Annotated in this window: 15 protein-coding genes; 8 read left to right on the top strand and 7 right to left on the bottom strand. The window is 45.6% G+C overall.

Annotation, left to right across the window (positions count from 1 at the left end):
- Positions 1-52: 52 nt before the first annotated feature.
- Positions 53-559 carry a hypothetical protein gene (locus ACTHTY_RS06410; protein WP_063068708.1) on the bottom strand — a complete coding sequence of 169 codons (507 nt, stop codon included), beginning with the start codon at positions 557-559 and terminating at the stop codon, positions 53-55.
- Between the two features lie 671 nt (positions 560-1,230).
- Here ACTHTY_RS06410 and ACTHTY_RS06405 point away from each other — a divergent pair.
- The 6 genes from ACTHTY_RS06405 to ACTHTY_RS06380 all read left to right on the top strand — a co-directional run bounded on the left by ACTHTY_RS06405 (position 1,231) and on the right by ACTHTY_RS06380 (position 9,354).
- The gene (locus ACTHTY_RS06405) at positions 1,231-2,130 is read left to right on the top strand and encodes a helix-turn-helix transcriptional regulator (protein WP_440366850.1); all 900 of its coding nucleotides are present in this window, start codon (positions 1,231-1,233) and stop codon (positions 2,128-2,130) included.
- A gap of 276 nt (positions 2,131-2,406) precedes the next feature.
- The gene (locus tag ACTHTY_RS06400) at positions 2,407-4,086 is read left to right on the top strand and encodes a dynamin family protein (protein WP_440366849.1); all 1,680 of its coding nucleotides are present in this window, start codon (positions 2,407-2,409) and stop codon (positions 4,084-4,086) included.
- A 77-nt stretch (positions 4,087-4,163) separates the two neighbouring features.
- Positions 4,164-4,604 (top strand): dynamin family protein, encoded by a 441-nt coding sequence (locus ACTHTY_RS06395; protein ID WP_440366848.1) that lies wholly within the window; start codon positions 4,164-4,166, stop codon positions 4,602-4,604.
- On the top strand, positions 4,570-6,441 hold the full coding sequence (locus ACTHTY_RS06390; RefSeq protein WP_440366846.1) for a dynamin family protein: 1,872 nt from the start codon (positions 4,570-4,572) through the stop codon (positions 6,439-6,441). Before ACTHTY_RS06395 ends, ACTHTY_RS06390 begins: the two co-directional genes overlap by 35 nt.
- A gap of 52 nt (positions 6,442-6,493) precedes the next feature.
- Positions 6,494-8,527: a dynamin family protein gene (locus ACTHTY_RS06385; RefSeq protein WP_440366844.1), complete on the top strand. Its 2,034-nt coding sequence runs from the start codon at positions 6,494-6,496 to the stop codon at positions 8,525-8,527.
- Between the two features lie 164 nt (positions 8,528-8,691).
- Entirely contained in the window at positions 8,692-9,354 is a 663-nt protein-coding gene (locus ACTHTY_RS06380) for a HEPN domain-containing protein (RefSeq protein ID WP_314459956.1), read from the top strand.
- 251 nt (positions 9,355-9,605) lie between these two features.
- On the opposite strand, the gene ACTHTY_RS06375 is transcribed toward ACTHTY_RS06380, so the two are convergent.
- The 4 genes from ACTHTY_RS06375 to ACTHTY_RS06360 form a co-directional block, all read right to left on the bottom strand.
- Positions 9,606-11,396, bottom strand: coding sequence for an assimilatory sulfite reductase (NADPH) flavoprotein subunit (locus ACTHTY_RS06375; protein ID WP_440366842.1), 1,791 nt, complete (start codon positions 11,394-11,396; stop codon positions 9,606-9,608).
- A gap of 190 nt (positions 11,397-11,586) precedes the next feature.
- Positions 11,587-11,910, bottom strand: coding sequence for a DMT family transporter (locus ACTHTY_RS06370; protein ID WP_107723417.1), 324 nt, complete (start codon positions 11,908-11,910; stop codon positions 11,587-11,589).
- Between the two features lie 27 nt (positions 11,911-11,937).
- Positions 11,938-12,807, bottom strand: a complete 870-nt coding sequence (locus ACTHTY_RS06365; RefSeq protein ID WP_440366840.1) for an ABC transporter six-transmembrane domain-containing protein — start codon at positions 12,805-12,807, stop codon at positions 11,938-11,940.
- An 11-nt stretch (positions 12,808-12,818) separates the two neighbouring features.
- Positions 12,819-13,244, bottom strand: coding sequence for a MarR family winged helix-turn-helix transcriptional regulator (locus ACTHTY_RS06360; RefSeq protein WP_107810328.1), 426 nt, complete (start codon positions 13,242-13,244; stop codon positions 12,819-12,821).
- A 182-nt stretch (positions 13,245-13,426) separates the two neighbouring features.
- Between ACTHTY_RS06360 and yddG the strand changes: the two genes are divergently transcribed.
- Entirely contained in the window at positions 13,427-14,341 is a 915-nt protein-coding gene (gene yddG / locus ACTHTY_RS06355; RefSeq protein ID WP_440366838.1) for an aromatic amino acid DMT transporter YddG, read from the top strand.
- A 129-nt stretch (positions 14,342-14,470) separates the two neighbouring features.
- Positions 14,471-15,781: a sulfate adenylyltransferase subunit 1 gene (locus tag ACTHTY_RS06350; protein ID WP_440366837.1), complete on the top strand. Its 1,311-nt coding sequence runs from the start codon at positions 14,471-14,473 to the stop codon at positions 15,779-15,781.
- A 72-nt stretch (positions 15,782-15,853) separates the two neighbouring features.
- On the opposite strand, the gene glyA is transcribed toward ACTHTY_RS06350, so the two are convergent.
- Positions 15,854-17,104, bottom strand: coding sequence for a serine hydroxymethyltransferase (gene glyA, locus ACTHTY_RS06345; RefSeq protein WP_440366835.1), 1,251 nt, complete (start codon positions 17,102-17,104; stop codon positions 15,854-15,856).
- 138 nt (positions 17,105-17,242) lie between these two features.
- Entirely contained in the window at positions 17,243-17,617 is a 375-nt protein-coding gene (locus tag ACTHTY_RS06340; RefSeq protein WP_440366834.1) for a hypothetical protein, read from the bottom strand.
- Positions 17,618-17,650: the final 33 nt, after the last annotated feature.

Genomic DNA, 17,650 nt, shown 5'->3' with positions numbered 1-17,650 from the left:
GGCGGAGTGTGTTTGCCTAATGTTAAACCATTTCCCTGTTTTTCAAGTGGTTTTACAAAATAATATTGGAAAGTTGCGCTGCAAATGCACGGCTGTTGGCAGCTAGATTGCCCAGTGCAGGCATTTCGTGTTCGGTTTCGATAATCAGCAGGTTGGCAGGGCGGCGGGTGTGTAGGGACATTTGCATTTCAGCGGGAGAGAAGGGCATGTGATGGCGTTTGGCGAAAGCTTCGGCGCGTTTATTGGCGGTTTTGAGCATGGGCAGCAGGGTAATATCCAAATGGAAACGGCGTACGCCCAAAACCAAAATACGCGCTGCGAAGAAATCCGCTTCATCAGTAAAGACGCTGGGGCTGCTTTGATTGAAGTCGTGGCGCTCTGCGGCAATCAAAGTCGCGATGGTGCGCACTTGCGGAATCAGGGCTTCGCTGATGAGGCTGTCAGGCGAATCAGGCAAAGTGTGCATGTTGAGCATGCTGTGGTGGCTGTTGCTGTCAACGACCATGCGGCAGGTGTGTAACATTTGTGTTTGGCTGTGGATTTTAGTTGAGGCAGTCATGGCTGTATTCCTTATTTCTTAAAAATGGGTGGATTTAAGCGGCCATGGTGGGTATAAAAAAAGCCGCTCAAATGAGGCGGCTCTAATTTGCGTATTTTCAATTTGGTCTGTTTCAGACAAGCGCAAAAAAGTACCGCACGTTTGTGTGGTACCAATAGAAGAAAGTAGCAGAGCGTTGCGCGGTTTGCATGATGAAAATACGTCTTTAATGTATGAAAGAATGAAACGTAGTTTAAAACAAGAATGCCAGTAATTTCAATATCCAATCGACGAAACCCACCAATAAATCTACAAGTTGTTGTAATCCTTCCAATTTATTTTCTTTCGAGTGAGTCAAATTTGCACAATTATAATGCAAAACCGGGTAAATTGATAACAATCCGAGCAGGATCTTTTAAAAAGGCCGTCTGAAAACTGAATTTCAGACGGCCTTGGGTTATCGCATTCGGTCAGTGAAACAGCAAATTAAAAAAAGGATATAAATACATCATTAAAACAGAAAGTGTAAATATAATGTAAATTAAACAATTGCTATGTCAAATAATAAGGTAGAATTGCCAAAGTTTATTAATGAATTATAAAAATACGCAAAGTAAAAAAGAGCGACAGTACCTGTCGTTACTGCAACATAAAATTCCGCCATTACATACGAAAACGAAAATTTATCTACTATGAGCCAGCGTACTAAAGCACAGGAAGCACTAGGCATCCGTTTAGCAGATATTCTGACACGTCTAAATCAAGGGGAAACGATTGATATTCAAAGTTTGCCAGAACGCTATGGCATTTCATTGCGTACAGCCCAACGTGATCTCAATCGTCTTGCCCCTTTATTGCAAACTACAGGCACACGTTATTACCGTCTGGATCAAAACCAGTATGGCCGTCTGAATAAAGACGAAATCCGCCGTATTTGTCATATTGCAGGCTTACAAGACCTTTTTCCTGAAGCGGACCGCCGCTTTTTTCAAGAAAGCCTGCGTCAAAGCATTATCATCAAAAACCATCAATACGAAAATATTCGTCATCGCCAATCAGATTTTGATTTGGTAACACATTCTATAGAAGCAAAGCAAACCATTAGCTTTAATTACACCAAAGCCGATGGCAGTAAAAGCCATCGTACTTTAGATCCTTACCGGCTCATTAATAAAAGCGGTATTTGGTATCTTATCGGACTCGAAAATGGTCGAGAAAAGACCTATTGCTTTACTCAAACATCCCAGCTGCAAACGACATCAAAGACATATGTTCCAGATGTAGGATTTGTAGAGAAAATTCAAAATACCGACAGCATCTCATACGGTAATCAAGTCAGTGAAATCATTATTCAAATCAGCCCACAGGCTACGCATTACTTTTTGCGGCGCAAGCTGTTACCCAATCAGGAGGTTATTCGCCGCCTCGATAACGGTGGCTTGTTGATTGCCTGCAAAAATGTTAACGAAATTGAAGTTATCCCCATCGTCCAATATTGGATACCGCATTCAAGAATTGTCAGTCCGCAAGAGTTGCAGGAAAAGATAATCGGCAAATTAAAAAACTATATCAATAACCATGCAGAGGGTTAATAGCATGTGGCAAATCATACTTGGATTCATCATGTTGCCTGCTGCGTTTATGCAAAGAGGCGGAATTAGGGCAATTATAGGGCTAATCTATATGTATAGTACATCTTGGCTTGATTGGAACGTAACGTACAGGGGGAACTTGGAACTTATTTCTTGTTTTATTTTTAGTCTAATGGGTTTTTGTCTGCTAATGAGTTCGTTCAGTAAGGCCTAATCGGCACAAATAGCAGAAAATAGTCATTTCCATTTAATTTTTATTCAGGAGAAATTTATTTTATGAACAGCAAAAAGCAATTTTTGGATTATATCGGCGAAGTTAAGAACATCATTTCCCCTTTGGAAATTTCAGATAACAAATTATCGGAAATTCAAGGAAATATTACGGGTGCAGAGCTGATTGTGCCGGTGGTTGGCGGATTTAGTGCAGGAAAAAGTACATTGCTCAATTCTTTTTTAGGCAATGAGATTTTGCCGACAGCTGTAACTCCGGAAACTGCATTAGCAACAGAATTGCGTTATAGCGATAGCAACTATATTGAAGCAGTAACGGCTTCGGGTGCGGTTGAACGTCATCAATTGGCTGATTTTGCACGTTTAAAAGACAATGCACAAAACTTCAAAAATCTGCGTGTTTATTTAGATAATGAAAATTTAAAAGCCATTCAACCTTTGGTATTGGTTGATATGCCAGGATTTGATGCGCCGATTGAAAACCATAACCAAGCTATTTTGAATTACCTGGAGCGTGGCGTTTTCTTTGTATTCCTAACCAGCATCGAAGACGGAAACATTACATTGAGCATGAAGCGTGAAATTGACAATCTCCAACAAATTGGAAAAGGCTTTGCATTCTGTATCAGCAAAACCAATTTGCGCGCGCCTGATGATGTTAAAGCAGTACAACAAAAAATTGCCGAGCAACTGGAAGACGATTTTGACTATACGGGACAAATTGCCCTTTTAGATATGGATGGTGGCAACAACCTTAAAAATATTTTGACTGCAGTCAATCCTGATGAATTGTTTAAACTTTTGTTTATTGATGAATTGCGTGAAAACTATACAGGATTAATACAAAGCATCAACGTCAAAATTTCTACATTTAAATCAAATAGAAAAGAAATCGAAGAAACTTTATCTGCCCTGCAAAACAGCCTGCAAGGTATTGAGGCCAAAAAACAATCTGCAATCAATGATGTCGAGCAGCGTTATTCACGAGATAGCGTATCTGTCATCAATCAGGCTGTCACATCTGCAATTTTGCAGCAAAAAATGCGACTAGTTGATTTGGCAATCAATAACCAAGGTGCATTTGAGCGCGAGCTGAATGACATTACAAAAAATGCACTGCTTTCCGCCGTTCAGACCCGCTTCCGAGCCATTAGCCAAGATTTGATAGAAGAAATGGGCAATGGCATCAATGCACAATTAGCTACTTTGCCGGATGGCGGTTTGGGTGGCATTGCAATGGATGTATTGGCCAATAGCGGGGCAGACGCTTTCGGAAAAGTAGCTAATACAGCATTAAAATCAATATCTAAAGCAATTATGGTTAATGTGACTTCGACAACATTGAAAGCATTGCTTGGTGGTGTATTTGGTATTGTAGGTGCCGTGTTGCTCTTCCTGCCTGAAATTATTTCTTTATTTACAAAAGGAGAGAAGGAGCGCAGACAGCGTGAACAAGTAGAGCAGGCAATTATCAATAATGTCATTCCACAAATTCAACAGCAGCTTAATACCGTATTGCCTGACTTAATGAATCAGAATATTACAGCCCTGATTAATCAAGTCAGTGAACAGTTTGAGGAGCAGCTGCAACAAAAACGCAATGAGATTGAAGCTGCAGAGGCAGAAAAAGCAGCAAAAGCCGCCGAGTTGGAAAGCACAATTAGTGAGTTGGAAAGCGGCAAGCAACAGCTGACTACAGCGGCAAACCGTTATTTGTTTGCCTAATCATTTTCAGACGGCCTCAATTATATCGAAGGCCGTCTGAAAAAATAGATATTCCCAAAAATATTAAGGATCTATTCATGGATATCATCCAGTTAAACAACCAAATTGAAGAATTCGTAAATAAATATGATTTAAGTCATGATGCCTTGGCATTGAAGCAGGAGCATGCAATTCAGAAAAGCGAAGAGTGGCAGAGGGTTTTAGATAGCTTTGCAGAACAAGGCCGTGTGTTGCGTATCGGCATTATCGGACGTGTGAAGGCAGGGAAAAGCTCCATGCTCAATGCCTTGCTTTTCAATGGTAACGACATTTTGCCCAAAGCAGCCACACCAATGACAGCTGCGCTGACCATTATGGAATACAGTGAAAATGTCAGCGCAGAAGTGGACTTTTTTACCCAACAAGACATTGATGAAATTAAAGTCAAATATGATTTATTCCAAAAAGCGTTAGATAGCAAAGTTAAAGAAAAAGAGCTGGAAAATGCTGAGAGAATTAAGAAAAAAAAAGGGTGTTAATTCTTTATCGGCGGAAGAGCAGCAAGAATGCCGCAATAAAGCCAAATCTCAAGCCGAACGGGAGATGAAGGATGATCCGTCTTTTGCTTCATATGATCAATATTGCCGTATTAAAGAATCAGGCAAATCATTAAGTGATTTGGAGCAATACCGTACGATTTCAGCGGGTAGTGTGGAAGAGCTGATGAATGGCGAATTGAACCAATTTGTTGGGTCAAGCGGAGCGTTCATGCCGTTTACCAAGTCCGTTACATTGCATATTCCGGAAAAAGGTTTGCAGGGCCTGCAAATCATTGATACCCCGGGAATTAATGACCCTGTGACATCTCGTGGCGAACGCACCGAGCAATTACTGCAAGACTGCGACGTCGTATTGATTGTGTCTCCTTCGGGACAATTCCTCAGCAGCGAGGATACCGATTTGATGCATCGGGTAACGACCAAAGAGGGGACGCAGCAAGCTTATCTTATCGCCAGCCAGGTGGATAACCAATTGTTTGGCAGTGAAAGTCAAGGCTTGAGCGATCCTATTCATGTTTTGGAACGTATTTCTGACAATTTGACCAAGCATGCGCGTAATGTTTTGGCCAAACAAGTCCAAGAATATCCGTCTATGAAAGTGGCTGCGGACAAGTTGAGCAAAAACAACGTAATTTGCTCTTCAAGCGTGGCGTTTTCAATGCAGCAACGTTTTGATGAACAACATACTTGGGATGCCAATTTGCAACATGTATGGCGCAATTTGAATCAAAAATTCCCTGATGTTTTCAGTCATGAAGAATTGGCTAAAAATGCATTAAACCAATTGGCCAATATTCATCAGATACATCAAATAGTGAGTGAAGTAACCGCCAATAAAGAACAAATTTTGGCGCAACGGCGCATTGATTTTGAGAATGGCAAACGTACCGCATTACAAGGCTATTTAAAAGCGTGGGCCGACCGCATCAATGATCAGATTTATCAGATTCAGCATGCCGATGTGGGCGAATTGCGCAAGCAAGAAGCCGAACTCAAAAAGCAGCAAGCCACAATCGATGCAAATGTGGGCGGCGTATATGATGATTTGATTTCGGATATCAAACTGAATTTGAGCAAACAGCTAAAAGACAAGTTGAAAAGTGAAATGCGCCGTTTTGACAGTGTTTCCGATAATGCTCAGGGTTCGGAAACCGAATACTATGAAGAAGAGTATGAGGTTGAAATACGTGGAACGACTTTTATAGGACGCCTGAGAGACAAGATACGTGGTGGGCCAAAGCGTGAAACCAGGACTAGAACAGAATCATATTCCTACACCACAGTAAAAGCCAAACCGATTCGTCGCGCGATTGAAGAAATCCGTTCTAATTTGGAAGACGAATTGAGCCATTTGTCCGAAAGCTATTCACAGGCTTGGAAAAAGAAAATCTACAGCCAAGTCGTCAGCGCGTTGAGGGAGGCAATGGGTGACGGAGAGTTGGATGTCAATATTATTGCCCGTGCGGTCAAAAATGTTTTGGCGCGTATTCCTGAGGCTTCATTTAAATTAGAAGACGATATACCTAAAAGCCTGAAAAAGACAGGTAAGTTAACAGGTTATGAGGCAGAATCATTTATTGATGATGCAGAAGATTATATTTCCAATCTTAAAGACGTGGTTAATAAAGATATTTCTGCCTATATGACAACTTTGGTAAGCAACCTTAAAAAAATTGACTTGGCGAAAGAGTTGACCGCAGATCTGGAAAATAACCTGAAACAACTACTGAGTGAAATTGAAAATAAAGAAGCAAGCTTATTTCATTATCAAGGTATTCAGAAAGAATTGGCAGACTTGATGCAGTCTGCCGCTTAATCAAAATCAATCAGGCCGTCTGAAAATTTCAGACGGCCTGCAAGGAATAAATATGCCTCATCATTCAGTAGATCAATTGAAAAAATGGATCAGTCCGAGCATTCCTTTGGGCTTGATGTTTGGTAAGAAACAACAAGCCTTGGAAATTCTTGAACAAATCAAACAGCAACTTAAGAGCATAGACATCATGCAAGAACAATTGAATCAGGCAGAGCAAGAGCTGCCTGAATTGAAAAAACAGCTTGAGCAAGCACAACAAAAATTAGAGCAATTACAAAGAAACTTGTCGGAAAGCGAATTGCGTCAGACTTTGATTGCAGACCTTTTATCGGCCAATAATCTGAATCCCGGTGTACGACAGTATTTTCAGCTTTTGGGAGGAGATTTTTTAGAGTTTGCCAATCAGGAAGACTCCTTGAAAGATGAAGCGGCGGCATTTTTAGAATTGCAGGCAATTGGTGATGAATTAAAAGTCATTGGCGCTTACCCGGAATTTTACAAAAAACGCTCGATTGCCATTGCCGGAGGTTTTAGCGCCGGTAAATCCGAATTTATCAGCAGTTTGTTTGAGGATCCCAATATCCGACTGCCTATCGGCATCGAACCGACTACTGCCATTCCGACTTATGCCTTAAACGGTCAGGAAAACGGCGTGATCGGTTGCAGTCAGAACGGTGGTGTGATTGATTTGCTGAAGATTGATCCTGATTTTCAACAAAAATTGTCTCATAATTTTATCCGGTCATTTGGTTTCAACCTTAAAACCATCATGCCTTTTGTGTTTATGACTACGCCGATGAAGTTTGAGCATTTGTGCTTTATCGATACGCCGGGATACAACCCGTCTGATGTGGCAGACGGACATACGGCGGAAGATGTAAAAACGGCGCAAGAGTTTGTCCAAAATTCCGAGGCTTTGTTGTGGCTGATTGGTTTGGATTCCAACGGTACGATTTCAAAAAGCGATTTGGACTTTTTAGATCATGCAGGACAATACAGCCAAAAACCGCTCTATATCGTTCTAAATAAAGCAGATTTGCGCCCATATGACCAGCTTGAAGAAATTATGGCAGAAATTACTGATACTTTGGACGATTACGATATCGAAATTGCCGGTATTTCTGCATACAGTTCTATTACGAAAGAAGAGTATTCGTATCACAAACAGTCGCTGCATGCTTTCCTTGCCAGCCTGGATCAGCCGTCTGAAAAGCAAACCTTGCTTATGCAAAGATTGTTTGCCGTAGATGAAAAATATCAACGTGCTATTTTGCGTACTATCAAAGAAAACAAGCAAATCAATGAGACTTTAAGCGGCTTCAAATTGGATTTGTTAGAAAACGGCTTTGATGACCTGAGTTCGGATTTGTATGAAAAACTCAGCAAAATGAATTCTATCTTTACCATCAAGCAAAAAGAAGAACATCTGAAACAATTGGAAACAGTCACAATGAAAATTGTGGCGGCAATTGAGCAGGTGTTTGGTCAGCCAAGCAAGGTTAAACGTAAAAATTGGACGCAGGATGAAATCGAGCTGGATGAAAAATTCGTTCGGTTAACCCAAGAAGAGCAAATGCCCGATGAATTGATGGATAAGCAGCCTTCAAGCAAAAAAAAAATGGATTTAAAAACTAAGTTTTGGAATCATTGGTCGAAAACGACGATCTGTAATAGTAACCTGAAGAGTGCAGTAGATGCTTTGTTGTCACAAAATAAAGAAACATTTACATCCGAGGAGTGGAAAGGAGTTTATGACGATGATAGTTGTGATAGGGCTCTGCAACGCTTAATGAAGTCTGGACTGATTTGTTGTGTGGATGAGGGAAGTAGCCAAAATAAAACAGGTTTCGGTTTAATGTCTGTTCTCTTTCATGGCTCTAAGGAGAGTAATTGCCCGAAGGTCTTTCAATTTGTAGTATCTAAGAAGGGTAAAAAACCTGAGCAGTATATATTTTTTAGTGTTGATGAGCTTTTAGAATGTTGCCCTAATTACCAGCTTTCTGATACTGTGATTGAACAATTAAAACGGCAGGCAGATACTCAAGATAATGGAGTTCTTCGTATAGGTAAAAAAGTCTTTATGTAATTAAGATAATATTGTGGCCGTCTGAACATTCAGACGGCCTCAGTAAGTGCAATATATCATTTTTAAGAAAATATTATGAAGGGTGTATTATGATTTACTTCATTCCATGTAGGATATTCCGTGCATATGAAGTGAATTTATCGGTACGCTAAAAGGGAATGGCAATGAATTTATCTGGAATCAAGACATATTATCAAGACCATAAAAATACTTACTCGGAACACTTCCGCTTGCGTATCCACCGCTCTTTGAGCTGGCTGGAAAAGGCGGAAGAAAGATGGTCGGTACAGGATTGGGATTTTGCCTTCCAGTCTATGTGGATTGCGTTTAATGCGGCTTATGCTTATGAGCTGGACGGACGAACCATGCCTGCGGATAGAAACAAATTTCAGACTTTTTTAAATAAGGTTTGTGCGCTGGATACGGATAAGCAGATTTATGCTTTGGTGTGGAAGGAATTTTCGGGTGCGATTCGATCTTTATTGGGCAATCGCTATGTGTTTCAGGAATTTTGGGATTTCCATAACGGCTATATTTCTGAAGCCGCTTATTTGGAATGCTTTGAAAAAGAGCGGCGTAAAGTAAATGCGGCTTTGGCCGCGCAGGATACGTCAACGGTCTTGTTTGTGTTGTTTGACAGGCTTTACACTTTGCGTAATCAGATGGTGCATGGCGGTGCGACTTATAATAGTAGCGCCAATCGCGAACAATTAAAGGACGCTTGTAAGATTTTGGGCAGTGTCCTGCCGGTAATGCTGTCGATTATTCAGAAAAATGCCGATAAGGATTGGGGCAAGCCGTTTTATCCGTTTGTGAAGGAGGATTGATATGGCAGTTAAACCCCGTCAAGATGTTTATTGGACTTGTGTATCTTGCGGTTGGCAGCGTGAGGCATCTAAGGGATCGGATATGTTGTTGCCCAAGCCTAGACAATGTGGCAAATGCGGAAGTCAAAATTTGGAACTAAAACAAGGTAATATGTTGTCAGGTTTGTTGAAGATGTTTTCGGGAAAACGATAAAGATCAAAAGGCCGTCTGAAATTCAGCTTTCAGACGGCCTTTATTTTGGCTTATCCAATCAATAAACGTCGCGTTGGTAGCGTTTGTCTTCGCGCAGGTCGTTGAGGTAGTCTTCGGCTTCGTCACGGCTGAGTTTGCCTTGGGTTTCGATGACTTCGATCAGGGCGTTTTCGACATCGCGTGCCATGCGTGCGGCGTCGCCGCAGACGTAGATGTGTGCGCCTTGTTGCAGCCAGTTCCAAACTTCGGCGGCGCGTTCGGTGATTTTGTGTTGGACATAGACTTTGTGTTCGCCTTGGCGGCTCCATGCGAGGTCGGCGCGGGTGAGGAGGCCGTCTTTGCGCCATTCGTTCCATTCGAGTTGGTAGAGGAAGTCGTCGGCCAGGCGTTGGTTGCCGAAGAAGAGCCAATTTTTGCCACTGTCGCCATTGGCTGCGCGTTGTTGCATAAAGGAGCGGAAAGGGGCGACGCCTGTGCCTGCTCCAATCATGATGATGGGTGTATCGCCGTTTTGCGGCAGGCGGAAGTTGGGGTTGGGTTCGACAAAGACGCGGACTTCGCTGCCTTCTTCGAGGCGTTCGCCCAAGTAGCCGGATGCTGCGCCGGTGTAGGTGTGGTCGTGGTGGTTGAAACGGACGACGCCTACGGTAAGGTGGACTTCTTCGCCGACTTCGTCTTGTGCGGAGGCGATGGAGTAAAGGCGCGGGGTTTGTGGGCGGAAGAGGCTGTATAGGGTTTGTGCGTCCAGTGGGTGCGGATAGGCGGCAAATACGCCGACGGGCGGTGTGGCGGCGAGGTAGGCATCCAGTTGGGCTTTATCTGCGGCTATGGTTTTGAGTTCTTCATTGTTTGTTAATTCGGCGTATTGTTGGACGAAGGCGGGTGTATTTTGGGTAATGTCTGCGGATTCAGTCAGGGCTGTGCGGATGTCGGTTTCGCGGCCGTCTGAAAGTTGGACGGTTTCGTTGCCGTTCAGTTGGTTGAGGTCGAGGATTTCTTGAACGAGGTTGGCGGCATTTAGCGGCCATACGCCGAGCGCGTCGCCTGCCTGATAATGCAAACCTGAGCCGCTGAGGTCGATTTCGATGTGTTCGACATCTTTTTCCGCATCGCGCGAGGTAATTTTTTGGCGCACGGATAGGGTGGCTGTGTAGGGGTTTTCTTTGGTGTATACGGTGCCGCTGCTTGGTGTGGCTGAGCTGTTTGGTGCGGCGGTTGTACTTGGGCTTGCTGCTTGGGCGGCTAATGCGGCCACTTTGGGTACGACGGCGGCAATCCATGCGTCGGCATCGGCTTGGAATTCTAAGTCGCAAATGCCCAAGTCGTTCAGACGGCCTGCGCCCAGTTCGGCAAATTTGGCATCAAAGTCTTTGCCTGCTTGGCAGAAGTTGGGATAGGAGGAATCGCCAAGGCCTAAGACGGCAAAGGTGAGTTTGTTGAGATCAGGTTTCTTTTTGCCGTAGATGAATTTGTACAGAGGCAGAGCTTCTTCGGGCGGTTCGCCTTCGCCTTGGGTGGAGGTAACCAAAAGGACGATGTCTTCGTCGGGCAGGGTTTTGCTTTTGAAATCGCCTGCGCTGCTGAGGCGGGCTTCTACGCCTGCGGCTTGAAGTTTGGCGTGTAAGGATTCGGCAACGCTGCGTGCATTGCCGGTTTGGGAGGCGGAGAGGACTAATACGCGGCGGCTGACTGTCGGGGCAGCTGTTTGCAGGGCAGATGGTTCGGCTGCTGCTCCGGATATGCTTTGGCTTTGCGCCCAGCAATAGCCGGAGAGCCAGGCAAGTTGGGTGGGGGATAGGGCAGAGAGTTGGACGGAGAGTTCGGGTGGAAGCGGATTGGCTTGGCTCATTTGGATTCCTTTGTTGGACGGCTATAACCGATTGTTTGAATAATGGACAGTCGCCACTTTAAACAGGCCGTCTGAAAAAAGGAAAGAATGCTTGGTTTTAATTTAAGATGATTTCGTTATATTCGGGAAGGTATTGGGCCGTCTGAACAGGCATATTCAGACGGCCTTGGATTGGATAGAAACGAGATTTTCAGTTGCCGCTGGAGAGTTTCATCACTACGACGCCGGAGATGATGAGGAATGCGCCGAGCCAGCGGCCGAAGTTGGCGGCATCGTTAAAAAATACAACGCCCACTAAAAACGCCCCTGCCGCGCCTATGCCTGTCCAGACGGCGTAGGCTGTACCCATCGGAATACTTTTTTGGGCAAGGTAAAGAAAGTATCCGCTGCCGATGATGCAGGCAAGCGCGGCGGCAAAGCCATGCCAGCGGTAGCCTTCCTGTTGTGCCAGCTTCAAGCCCAATGGCCAGCCGATTTCCAGCATACCGGCTAAGATTAAATAAAACCAACTCATAATATGTCCTGATAGTGTGTTAAGGTTTCAGACGGCTTTGGAAAGATTGTTTTCTTCCGAGAGTTCAACGCGTTGTCCAATATCTTTTAGATTGGAGTATTGTTCGACCAAGCGCGGTACATCGTCCAAGCTCATTGCAAACATCCATAAATAAGTGCTGACGGAATAGATATGGCCGGCGCTTCCGTAGCCTTTAAACGTCATGTGTATAAAGGCGAAGCCGAACAATACGCTCATCGCTATGCCGATACTGAGATAGCCTAAGGCTTCGCGGTTGGAAATCAGCACGCGTAGTTTGGCAACCCAGCCATAGTGGCGGTAGAGCTGATGCTCGTTGCCGTCGCGGATAAGGTGGTTGTCGCGTTCAAGCCGGTTGTTTAAACGGAAATATAGGTTTTCGCTGATGGCAGCAAAACGCGGCAGCAACCATAAAAACAGGGCAAGTATCGCGACAGCCAATACGCCCACCCAAAATTCCAATATCAGCAACATCATACATGCACCGAAGATGGAGACCAGCGAAGTAGCAGCGATGGGCAGGTGTTCTTCAAAAAAACTGACAAACTCACGCGATAGGGCAACGCGTGCGGTAATGGCGGAATGCGGTACTTCTCGCTTGCGCTGTTCCAAAACGACCGGGACGGCGATTTCGGTATAGATTTGGGTAAATGTGCGCGTATCGGCTGCTCGGCGGGCGGCTCCGATTATCCACATTAATAAAACCACCACACCATACAACATTGCCTGCCAGACGTTGCCTTCCATAACGGCATTAATCGCCCAGCCGCCAAACACGGGATATACCAGCAAGAGTAGATTATCCAAGCCGACGAGAGAGAAGGTTGTGATGAGTTTGCGGCGGTGTGTTTGACCGATGTGTTTCAACATTTTCCACATGGTTGCCCTCCTTATTTAGTATTGAGGGTTTGCGCCATTAATTCGGCCAATGCGTCCAAATCGGCAAACAGTCGGACTGCACGTTTTTCACCGAAGGCGGTAAAAATTCGTTTGCTGAATTCCTGCATGTTTTGCACCAGTGGTGCGGCGTATTCCTTGCCTTGCTCGGTCAGCGACAATAAACGTTCGCGTTTGTCTTGTTCGCTTTCGTGAAATGTCAGCAAGCCTTGTTCCGCCAGCGTTTTGCATGTGCCGGAAACGGTTTGCTTGGGTAGGCTCCATTCTTCGCCTATGTATTTTTGAGTGCGGCTGCCTTCGGTGGCCAAGGTGTAGAGAACGGCGAAGGTATTGTAGTTGGTGTTTTGCTGTTTAATCCATTGGTCAAATGCGCTGTCTATATGGCTGATGCGCATACCGAGTTGATCGAGCTGATTTATAAATTGGTCCTGATATTGACTAATTGAATGTGGATTATAGTCATATTTAGGACTAATTGCAAATAGAAGGCCGTCTGAAACAATCATTTTCAGACGGCCTTGAAACCGTTAAAATAATTAATGTAGAAACGATATATTCAAACTACGATAAACCTAATAAAACCATCTTCAGCACATACGCCATGATTCATTTCTTATCTCAAAATATTTCATCTAAACAAGCCACTGCCATCGGGCTGCTTGCCGTTGCCTTGTGGAGCTTTGTCATTTCTCTGATACGCTCTTTGAGCCTGCATATGGGGGCAGTGGGTGGCGCGGCAATGATGTACACCTTGTCCACCGTATTGATTTGGCTGATTTTCGGCCGGCCGCATTTGCGTAATTACAACCGCAGCTATTTGTTTTGGGCGAGCGTGTTTTTTGTCGGCTGCGAACTGTGTTTGTCGCTCTCGGTCGGTTTTGCGCAAAACGCGAGACAAGCGGTGGAAATCGGCATGGTCAATTATTTATGGCCGACGTTTACCATTGTCGGAGCGGTATATTTCAACAAACAGCCGTCAAAATGGTGGATAGTCATCGGCTTTGTGCTGTCGTTTTTAGGGATTGCCACTGTATTGGGCGGCGATGTCGGCTTGTCGGTTTCCGGTATTTACCACAATGTCCGCACCAATCCCGGCGGCTACATCATGGCATTTGCGGACGCAGTGTTTTGGGCGGCATATTGTACGCTGACGGCGCGTGTGAAAGCGGAAGGCAGCAGTGTCGGTTTCTTCTTTGCGCTGGTGTCGATATTGCTGTGGATCGAATACTTTCTCAGCGGCGCGAATACGTTGAATTTTGATTCCGTATCGCTCGGCTATGCCGTTGCCGCCGCGTCTTGTATGGGCTTGGGCTATGCAGTGTGGAATATCGGTATTTCGCGTGGCAACCTGACCGTATTGGCGGGCGCATCTTATTTCATTCCGGTGTTGTCTGCGGTAGTGTCCTCGTTTTTGATTAGCGCGCCGTTGTCCATGACGTTTTGGCAGGGTACGGGAATGGTGTGCTTAGGGTCGATTGTGTGTTGGTTGGCGACCCGGAGAAAACAGATGGCGTGAGGCAATATCCCATAGCTTCGCGATATAACGAAAACAGCTTTTTTAACAACCAAACATTCTTTCCCATTTTCAGACGGCCTGTTTAAAGTAGCAGTCAGTTTGAGAAATCACGAGAAAAGGGAAAGAATCATGACAGCAGCTTCCGCTCCGCTTTTACGCTTCATTACCGCCGGCAGTGTCGATGACGGCAAATCCACCCTCATCGGCCGTCTGCTCTACGACAGCAAAACCTTGCTGACCGACCAGATTGACAAGCTCAACCGCGCTGCTGAAAACGGCGAAACGCCCGACTTCGCCAGCCTGACAGACGGCCTTGCCGCCGAGCGTGAACAAGGCATTACCATTGACGTGGCCTACCGTTATTTCGCCACGCCCAAACGCAAATTCATCATTGCCGATACGCCGGGACATGAACAATACACGCGTAATATGGTTACCGGCGCATCGACTGCCGATGCCGCTATTATTTTGGTCGATGCCACACGCGTCGATTTTTCAGGCAGCGAACCTGTCCTCCTGCCCCAAACCAAACGCCACAGTGCGATTCTGAAACTCTTGGGCTGCCCCAACATCATCGTTGCCGTCAACAAACTCGACCTGCTCGACTTTGATGAAGCCAAATATCAAGCCATTACCGAAGCCTATCGCAAACTGGCGGAACAAATCGGCCTCCAAGCACAAATCCACTTCCTGCCCATCAGCGCCTTGAAAGGCGACAATATCGTCAATGCCAGCAGCCAAACCCCATGGTATCAAGGGTTGCCGCTTTTGCCTTTGCTTGAAAGCCTGCCCGTCAACCGTCAAAATGCCGCCGACCAAGCCGCGCACTTTCCCGTACAACGCGTGGCGCGCCAAGACGGCAGCAGCAGTGACGACTTCCGCGGCTATCAAGGCAGATTGGAAGCGGGCCGTCTGAAAGTGGGCGATGAAGTCAAAGTTTTACCCAGCGGCCATGTTGCCAAAGTTGCCGAAATCTATAATGCCAACGGTAAAACCGAATCTGCCGAAGCAGGGGAAGTGTTGACTGTTGTTTTGAATACGGACATCGATATTTCACGCGGCAACAGCATTGTTTCAGCCGACAGCGCCATTGTTCCCGAACAACAATTTCAAGCCGCGCTTTGCTGGTTTGACGATATTCCGCTCAATCTGCGCCGCAAATATTTGCTGAAGCACACTACCCAAACCACGCCGGTAAAAATCAGCGAAATTGCCTATGTTTGGGACGTGAACACCCTCAGCCGCGTCGAATCCGCCGAAACGCTCAAGCTCAACGACATCGGCAGCGTCAGCTTCAAAACCCAGCAGCTGCTTGCTGCTGCCGCATACGAAGACAACCATGCACAAGGCGCGTTTATTTTGATTGACGAAGCCACCAACCATACTGTCGCGGCAGGCATGATACGCAAAGTCAGCAAAGCAAACAGTTTTGAAATTTAAAAGAAAAGTTGAAATAAAAAAAGGCCGTCTGAAGTTTCAGACGGCCTGTTATTTTATCCAAGTCGGAAATACTTATGCGCCGTAAACCGGATATTTATTGCACAAAGCAGTCACTTGTTCGCGGACTTTGGCGAGGTTGGCTTCGTCTTCAGGATTGGCCAATACGTCGGCAACCAAATTCGCCAATACGCGCGCGTCGGCTTCGTTAAAGCCGCGTGTAGTCATGGCGGCGGAGCCGATGCGGATGCCGGAAGTAACGAATGGTTTTTCCGGATCATTCGGGATGGCATTTTTGTTGACGGTAATGTGAGCTTTGCCCAAAGCGGCTTCGGCGGCTTTGCCGGTGATTTTCATCGGTTGCAGGTCAACGAGGAAAACGTGGCTTTCAGTACGGCCGGAAACGATGCGCAAACCGCGTTTAACCAACTCTTCCGCCATAGCGGCAGCATTGAATTTTACTTGTTTTGCGTATTGTTTGAACTCAGGTTGCAACGCTTCTTTAAACGCTACGGCTTTGGCCGCGATAACGTGCATCAACGGACCGCCTTGCAGGCTTGGGAAGATGGAAGAGTTCAGCGCTTTTTCGTGGGTATTGTCACGGCACAAAATCACACCGCCGCGAGGGCCGCGCAGGGTTTTGTGGGTGGTGGTGGTTACGAAGTCGCAGAATGGCACGGGGTTAGGATATTCGCCGCCGGCAATCAGACCGGCATAGTGCGCCATATCGACAAAGAGGTATGCACCGACTTTATCGGCGATTTCACGGAATTTTGCCCAGTCGATTTGCAACGCGTAGGCAGATGCACCGGCCACAATCATTTTAGGTTTGTGTTCGAGAGCCAAGCGTTCCACTTCGGCATAATCGAGAACTTCGTTTTCATCCAAACCATAAGTAATGGCGTTGTAGAGTTTGCCGGAGATGTTAACGCTTGCGCCGTGGGTCAAGTGGCCGCCGTGTGCCAGAGACATGCCCAAAATGGTGTCGCCCGGTTTCAAAACAGAAGCGTACACAGCTTGGTTGGCTTGGGAGCCGGAGTGCGGTTGGACATTGACATATTCTGCGCCAAACAACTCTTTAGCGCGGTCAATCGCCAATTGTTCGACAATATCAACGTATTCGCAGCCACCATAGTAGCGTTTGCCAGGATAGCCTTCAGCATATTTGTTGGTCAATTGCGAACCTTGGGCTTCCATAACGGCACAGCTGACGTAGTTTTCAGAGGCGATCAGCTCGACGTGGTCTTGCTGGCGCTTGTCTTCTTGGGCGATGGCTGCTGCCAAATCGGGGTCATATTGTGCGAGGGTAACGCTTTTTGAAAACATGTTCTCGATTCCTTTGTGATGGGCTGAAAAGAAAATATGGGATGGAGTGCTGCGAATTGGTTCAAGATGAACTATTTTTCTTGCATTGTCAACAATTGTGTCGGGCGTTTGGTTTCAGATGGCCTGAGATTGAAGGGTTTATTTGAAAATATCATCTTGTTTTAAATGAAAATCCATTTTTTCCAGAAGCGCGACCAAATCGGCTTCGGCTTGGGCGGCTTTAAGATTTTTTGCCAGTTCTACTAAGGCTACCGCATTTAATCGTTCTTTCTCCAGCCGTAGAGCTTCTTCGCTGAAGATTTTGATATTGTCTGCCGATTCGGCGGTATCTATTTTTTCAAATGGATAAAATGATTCTTCGTGCACGGCCAAACCGTCGGGCAAGGGGGCAACATGGTTGAAATCGGCATCATTGACCGGCATCCATGAAGGATGGTTTTCAAGCAGGATAAATTGTCCGTCCATGCCGTTGATATGGCGGAATAGGGTGGTTCGGCCATTGTGTAAACGCATAAGCCCGATTGTATGCCCAAGTCGGTAAACCGT

The organism is Neisseria sp. P0019.S002 (assembly GCF_051957155.1).
Taxonomy (GTDB): Bacteria; Pseudomonadota; Gammaproteobacteria; order Burkholderiales; family Neisseriaceae; genus Neisseria; species Neisseria perflava.
This window is presented reverse-complemented; position numbering and strand designations above follow the sequence as displayed.